Here is a 6,462-nt window from a genome sequence, read left to right on the forward strand (position 1 = left end):
GAGAAAGCTTTTTTGATTATTGTATTTTTTATATCAAACCAAATTGCTTGAAATGATGTGTAAAATGTTTTTTATGAAATGTTTTCCAATCTTCGTATCCAATATCATTTAAAACAGGATTGACAATTTTAGCATCAGGATTTTCTGTGAAATATGAATTGAATTTATCAATTTCTTGTTCTAATTTTTCTATTGCAGCTTCTAAAGAATGGTAACGTAAATCTAGTAAACCTTCCATTCCATTTGCTTTTATCCCCTTTTGCATTTCATGATCAGATTCTAATAAAAAGGATTTGTATTGGGGTATTTGCTCTGCAGGAATTCGACAAGGTACTGTTAAACCTCCATTTGAAATTTTAGTGGTTACAATCAAATGTTCAACCATGTGTTGAGGTGTCATAATTCCCCATTCTGGCTGTTGATCTACTTTTAAACTTTTTAGTTTAGAAATAAGACTGGCTTTATCTTCAAAATTTAAAAACATATTTTTTCTGTGAAGTTAGTTAGTCGTATAATAATAATCAATAAAATTCAAGATTTATTTTGTTAATTGTTCAAGCCTTTTTATATAAGCGTCTACAAAATTCTGAATGAAACTTGTTGTGGTTATAGAGTTCTAATTGTCCAATCTTAATAACTTTAAGGGTATATCCTTCGGTTGTCATTTTAATTAAGTTCTTTGAAATCTTTCTAGAATTTGCTTCTTTTCATAGACTTCCCATAAAAGTCCAATTGTTTTTTGAGTTTAGTTATCTGATTTCATTTTAAGAAAGTTTATGTAAAAATTTTCAATGAATTAATTATCATTTTTAATGAATATCGTATAAGAAAAATGTAAATTAGTATTGTATTAAATGAAACAAATGATAAATATTCAGCCCAATTTAGAAAATGATTTAGTAGAACTTCAACCGCTCAACGATAATGATTTTGAAGCGCTTTATTTAGCTGCTTCAGACCCGAAAGTTTGGGAACAGCACCCAAATAAAAATCGTTGGAAAAGAGATGTTTTTATGAATTTTTTCGAAGGTGCAATTCAAAGTAAAGGTGCTTTCAAGATTATTGATAAACAGACAAATCAAGTTGTTGGTAGCTCTCGTTTTTACGATTATGATGAGCAAGATTCATCTATTTTGGTTGGTTATACGTTTTATTCGACGAATTGTTGGGGAAAAGGTTTTAATCCGTCTGTTAAGAAATTAATGTTTGATTATATTTTTCAGTTTGTTGACAAAATTTATTTACATGTTGGCGCTGATAATGTACGTTCGCAAATTGCAGTAGAGCGTTTGGGTTGTAAAAAAGTGAAAGAAGAACAAATTGAATATTTTGGAGAAGAGCCAAAGTTAAATTTTATTTATCAGTTGAATAAAGTTGACTGGTTTAAGTAATTGATAATTAAAACTATTTTTTGAGGACAGATTTTTTATGTCCTTTTTTTGAAAAAAAACTTAAAAATATGATTATGTTTTTCGTAATAAAATATACTTTTACTGAAGTTTTCATAATAATGAATGAGTAATATTACATTAAACCCAATTTATGAAAAGATTATTGATGACTTATCAAATCAAAAATACTCTATTTCAGACTTTTTTTTCTCAACAGAGGAAACAAAGCAACTTCGCGAAGCTATAATTCGAAAAGAAAATAAAAAAGATTTTCATCAAGCTGCTGTCGGAAGTTCGGTTAACGAACAAATTATAAAATCAATCAGAGGCGATAAAATCAGATGGATTGATGAAGAAAATAAAACAGAAACGGAAGAAATTTTTTTCTCAAAAATCAATGATTTTATTGACTATCTCAATTTAACATGCTACATGGGCATTGAGGAAAGTGAATTTCATTACGCTATTTATCCCGAAGGGACATTTTACCAAAAACATGTTGATGCTTTTAAGAATGATGATAGACGCACACTTTCTATTGTATTGTATTTGAATGATGAAGAGTGGAAAGATGAATTTGGCGGACAATTGACCTTGTATTTGGCAGATGAAAATAAGGCTGAAAAAGAATTAGATATTTTACCTCTTGCTGGTCGTTTGGCTGTTTTTGATAGTAAAACTATTCCGCACGAAGTAAAAACTGTTAATCGACCAAGATATAGTATCACAGGTTGGTTGAAAACCAGAGGAAATATTTTGACATATTTGTAATAAAATCTGTAGTTGCTTCGAGATTTCAATTTCTATTTACATTAGATAAATATTGGCATCAATTTGAACGATTTAGACAATAAGAATCAAAAAAACTCAACCAATTGGTTGAGTTTTTTTGATATGTTATTAAAAATATAATTAAGCTTCAAAGAATTCTGCTACATAACGTTCTGCGTCTAATGCAGCAGCACAACCAGATCCAGCAGCAGTAATTGCTTGTCTGTAAACAGAATCTTGCACATCACCAGCAGCAAAAACACCTGCTACATTTGTTTTGTACGAACGATCTTGCGTGATTAAATATCCCGTTTCGTCCATATCCAATTTCCCTTGGAATAATTCTGTATTTGGTTTATGTCCAATCGCGATAAAAACTCCATCAACGATTAATTCTTTTTCTTCGTTTGTAACATTGTTGATGATTTTCGCTTTTTCAACAACATTGTTTCCTTCCAAACCAATTAATTCGTGGTTATATAAAACCTCTAAATTATGTGTATTTGCAACACGATCTTGCATCGCTTTAGACGCGCGCATTTCCTCTTTACGAACCAATAAATAAACCTTGTTACAAAGTTTTGATAAGTAAGTTGCTTCTTCAGCAGCGGTATCACCACCACCAACTACCGCAACATCTTTACCGCGGTAAAAGAAACCATCGCAAGTTGCACAAGCTGAAACTCCGCTACCAGCGTATTTAGTTTCATCATCTAAACCTAAATATTTCGCAGTTGCACCTGTCGAAATAATAATAGAACGAGCTTGGTAAGTTCCATTGTTCGATTTTACAGTATGTACATCACCTTCTTTTTCTCCAAAAGTTACTTCCGTTACATATTCGTATTTTATTTCAGTTCCAAAACGCTCTGCTTGTTTTTGTAAATCAGCCATCAATTCTGGTCCTGTAACTGCTTCTGGATAACCTGGGAAATTCTCAACATCCGTTGTTGTTGTTAATTGTCCACCTGGCTCCATACCAGTTAAAATCAAAGGATTCATGTTCGCGCGTGCAGCATAAATTCCCGCTGTATAACCCGCAGGTCCAGATCCTATTATGATAACATCTCTTACGTTATTTTCCATTGTGTTGTTTTATTTTTTTACAAATTTAGTATTTCTTATTTATTTTTCTCGATTCTATAAATAGATGAAAATTATAGATTCATAATTTTATACACTAATTCAATTAATAATTGGCTTGGCGTCACATTTCCAGTAGTTCCAACACCTTTTCCTTTCAAATCATATTCACGTATAAATGAGATAATTCTCGTAGCTTTTTTTAGCGGATAATTACTTGCAGCTGTCATCATTCCTTGTACAAAATACGGATTAATTCCTAATACTTTCGCCAAATTTTGCTTCGATTTATCTGGCGTAACATGTATTTGAATGATGTTTGTAAACAGATTAAAAATTGTTGTGATTGAAACGACGTACGGATTATCCTTCGGATTTTTCTCGAAATATTTAATGATTTTGAATGCTTTTTCGATGTTCTTCGTTTCGATTGCATTGCGAAGTTCAAAAACATTATAATCTTTACTAATCCCAATATGTTCCTCAATATGATTTGGTGTGATAGTTTTATCCGCGCCAACAATTGTAAAGAGTTTTTCTAATTCATTGTTCAAACGAGATAAATCTGCTCCGACATACTCCGTCAACAAAAACTTTGCTTTTGGTTCAATCTTAAATTGATTAGCTGCAACTTTTTGTTCTATCCAAGAAGGTAACTCGCTTTCATAAATCTTTTTGAATTCGTGGTAATACCCTTTTTCATTCAGAACTTTATAGATTTTCTTGCGTTTATCAAGTGAATTTCCTTTGTAATTGATGATTAAAACCGTCGAATCTTGTACTTGATTTGCATACATTTCCAACTGATCTATCGAACGGCTAAGATGTTGCGCTTCTTTTACAATCACTACAGATTTTTCTGCACCCATCGGGTATTGACGCGCCATTCCAATCAATTGTCCAACTTCTACATCTTGTCCATAAACTATTGTTTGGTTAAAACCTTTTTCTTCTTCTGTTAAAATATTTGCTTCCAACAAATCAGTTACCTGATCGATGAAAAACGGCTCGTCGCCCGCCAAGAAGTAAATCGGTTTATAGTTTTTGTTTTTTATATCTTTGATCAAAGATTCTACAGGACTCATACAATGACTGAATTAGTACAATTAAATTTTTCCGAAAAATACCAAATAAGATTGAAACAAGCCCAAGATAAATTGTATATCTTTTGTTTGATTCGAAAAAAATGGTTGGTCTATACGCCCGAAGAATGGGTTAGGCAACACGTTCTGAATTATTTAATCAACGATTTGGGTTATTCAACTTCGGCGATTGCGTTGGAAGTTGCAATTGATATTACAGGAATGCGAAAACGTGCAGATATTGTCGTTTATCAGCAAGAAAAACCATTTATTATGGTGGAATGTAAAGCGCCGAATATTGCAATTTCGCAAGCAACTTTTGATCAAATAGCGCGTTACAACATTGTGTTAGGTTCTCAATTGTTGATGGTAACAAATGGTTTGAATCATTTTTATTGTATGATGGATTTTGTTCAAAAAAGATATAATTTCTTGAAAGAGTTGCCGAAGAAAGGATAATTTGAAAATGAGCTAATGTGTTGATGTGAAAATTTGTCAATTCGAGCGATTTTAATGGATCTTGACTACGTTTCAAACGTAGCTGACCACGTCCCGAACGTAGTCGACGTGGTTCTGAAGCAAGCTGATTACGTTCCGAAGTAAGCTAGCTTTGTATTTTAGTAAGCTGATGAGGTTTTATACCTAGTTGATTACGTCCAGAACTTAGCTGACAATGTCAGGAACGTCAAATTTGGGGTTAGGTTACCTCGTTTTCTTGGTTCGTAACCAAGCCAGCTTGGTAAAAGAGACCGTCAACTTAGTAAATTTGGAAGCTGACTAGGTTCAGAACGTCGTCAGCTAAGTGTTTAAGTAAGTTTGCTGAGTAAATTAGGTAGTTAGCTTAGTGTATTACATGGAAAATGTAGTTTATTTTGTGAAATGGTTTAACTTTATTAACAAAGAAGTAATTTGTTTAATCCTTCAAGAAGAAATAGAAATATAGGTACTGCCAAACAGGGTTTTAGTAAGAATAATAAGTTGACGATTTCTACTCCATATGGTAGTTACCAATCTTTTTATGAAAAACTAACAACTTATAAAAAAGAGAGTAGAATTATTAATAATCATGAATTTGTGTTTGTAGTGGAAGATACAAGACTAAATTCTGTTCACGCATGTTCAATAAATGATATTGTAAAAATTATTTCAAATATACCTGTTGAGGATTATGGAGAATTAAAATTTATAGTTTTGAGACAACCAAAGCGAAAGGAGCAAATTATTTCGAGTGTTTGGGGAAGATTAGTTTATTTATACGAATTCGAGAAAGAAGATTTTCCTGCTATTATTTTAGAATCTATAGATAAAGATTCACAATTAATTTGGAGTAAAAAGCTATCAGTTGATGAACGAAAAGAATTCGAAATACTTAAAAATGATGGACATATATTTGAAGAAAGTAATAAATATTTTACATCTAAAATAGAACCTGAATTTGCAAGAAATACACAGTTATATAGAACATTACTACACGAATTTGGTCATTATGTGCATTATTTAGAACAAGTAGAAAAACCAGGTCATGAGGATGAAGAATTTGATGAATGGGAGAGACGAAATGATATTCATGTAAATCTTCCGAAAAAGGAAAAGGAAAAGTTTGCGAATAATTACGCAGATAAAATAAAATCCGAACTGATTAAAAAAGGAGTGATACCATTTCATTTAAACCATTATAAAAACGAAAACTAATTTAATAATGAATGAAGAAATAGAATATACACTAAATAAATTATTATTGAATGCAAGTTTGTATTCAATTGAATATTCGGGTATTTTATCGTTTAAGTTTTCAATTAGTAATAAATCAATTTATTATGATAAAATTGTTGAAGTAATAATAGAATTTGTATCTGGATGTAAAATATTTAATAAGATTACAAATTTTAATATTGATAATAATGAATTATTTGAGTTAGTGTCATTGGATATTTCGAATGTTAAACTATTTGATGATAAATTTTTAGAAATTTATATTGATGATAGATATATTATTAGAGCTTTAGAAGATAATTTTGTTTTGAATGATGTTAAATGGATTATTAAAAACAAATTAAATAATTATAGAATATTTTATGATGGTTATAAAATAGAAACTATAGATTTAATTAAATGACACTGTCCAAAATTTTGTG

8 protein-coding genes are annotated in these 6,462 nt (G+C 30.7%); 5 read left to right on the top strand and 3 right to left on the bottom strand.

Annotation, left to right across the window (positions count from 1 at the left end; translation table 11 throughout):
* Positions 1-28 precede the first annotated feature (28 nt).
* Positions 29-484, bottom strand: coding sequence for a hypothetical protein (locus B3I31_RS11815; RefSeq protein ID WP_219034742.1), 456 nt, complete (start codon positions 482-484; stop codon positions 29-31).
* 370 nt (positions 485-854) lie between these two features.
* Between B3I31_RS11815 and B3I31_RS11820 the strand changes: the two genes are divergently transcribed.
* Together B3I31_RS11820 and B3I31_RS11825 are read left to right on the top strand one after the other, a co-directional pair.
* Positions 855-1,391 (top strand): GNAT family N-acetyltransferase, encoded by a 537-nt coding sequence (locus tag B3I31_RS11820; protein WP_306822322.1) that lies wholly within the window; start codon positions 855-857, stop codon positions 1,389-1,391.
* Between the two features lie 123 nt (positions 1,392-1,514).
* Positions 1,515-2,162: a 2OG-Fe(II) oxygenase gene (locus B3I31_RS11825; protein ID WP_219034743.1), complete on the top strand. Its 648-nt coding sequence runs from the start codon at positions 1,515-1,517 to the stop codon at positions 2,160-2,162.
* A 141-nt stretch (positions 2,163-2,303) separates the two neighbouring features.
* On the opposite strand, the gene trxB is transcribed toward B3I31_RS11825, so the two are convergent.
* Together trxB and holA are read right to left on the bottom strand one after the other, a co-directional pair.
* Positions 2,304-3,248 carry a thioredoxin-disulfide reductase gene (gene trxB / locus B3I31_RS11830; RefSeq protein ID WP_221854545.1) on the bottom strand — a complete coding sequence of 315 codons (945 nt, stop codon included), beginning with the start codon at positions 3,246-3,248 and terminating at the stop codon, positions 2,304-2,306.
* Between the two features lie 71 nt (positions 3,249-3,319).
* Positions 3,320-4,330, bottom strand: a complete 1,011-nt coding sequence (gene holA, locus B3I31_RS11835) for a DNA polymerase III subunit delta (RefSeq protein ID WP_219034745.1) — start codon at positions 4,328-4,330, stop codon at positions 3,320-3,322.
* Positions 4,331-4,333: 3 nt separating this feature from the next.
* Here holA and B3I31_RS11840 point away from each other — a divergent pair, with 3 nt between their 5' ends.
* The 3 genes from B3I31_RS11840 to B3I31_RS11850 all read left to right on the top strand — a co-directional run bounded on the left by B3I31_RS11840 (position 4,334) and on the right by B3I31_RS11850 (position 6,443).
* A complete protein-coding gene (locus B3I31_RS11840) occupies positions 4,334-4,786 on the top strand; it encodes a type I restriction enzyme HsdR N-terminal domain-containing protein (protein WP_221854544.1) in 453 nt (150 codons plus the stop codon).
* A gap of 450 nt (positions 4,787-5,236) precedes the next feature.
* Entirely contained in the window at positions 5,237-6,019 is a 783-nt protein-coding gene (locus B3I31_RS11845) for a hypothetical protein (protein ID WP_221854543.1), read from the top strand.
* Positions 6,020-6,026: 7 nt separating this feature from the next.
* Positions 6,027-6,443, top strand: a complete 417-nt coding sequence (locus tag B3I31_RS11850; protein ID WP_286496144.1) for a hypothetical protein — start codon at positions 6,027-6,029, stop codon at positions 6,441-6,443.
* Positions 6,444-6,462: the final 19 nt, after the last annotated feature.

The sequence above is a fragment of the Empedobacter sp. UBA3475 genome (assembly GCF_002378465.1).
Classification (GTDB): Bacteria; Bacteroidota; Bacteroidia; order Flavobacteriales; family Weeksellaceae; genus Empedobacter; species Empedobacter falsenii_B.

Excerpts from the sequence above, each read along its gene's own strand:
- B3I31_RS11815 (WP_219034742.1), bottom strand. The coding sequence starts at position 484 with ATGTTTTTAAATTTTGAAGATAAAGCCAGTCTTATTTCTAAACTAAAA.
- trxB (WP_221854545.1), bottom strand. The coding sequence starts at position 3,248 with ATGGAAAATAACGTAAGAGATGTTATCATAATAGGATCTGGACCTGCG.
- B3I31_RS11825 (WP_219034743.1), top strand. The coding sequence starts at position 1,515 with ATGAGTAATATTACATTAAACCCAATTTATGAAAAGATTATTGATGAC.
- B3I31_RS11850 (WP_286496144.1), top strand. The coding sequence starts at position 6,027 with ATGAATGAAGAAATAGAATATACACTAAATAAATTATTATTGAATGCA.
- B3I31_RS11840 (WP_221854544.1), top strand. The coding sequence starts at position 4,334 with ATGACTGAATTAGTACAATTAAATTTTTCCGAAAAATACCAAATAAGA.
- holA (WP_219034745.1), bottom strand. The coding sequence starts at position 4,330 with ATGAGTCCTGTAGAATCTTTGATCAAAGATATAAAAAACAAAAACTAT.
- B3I31_RS11820 (WP_306822322.1), top strand. The coding sequence starts at position 855 with ATGAAACAAATGATAAATATTCAGCCCAATTTAGAAAATGATTTAGTA.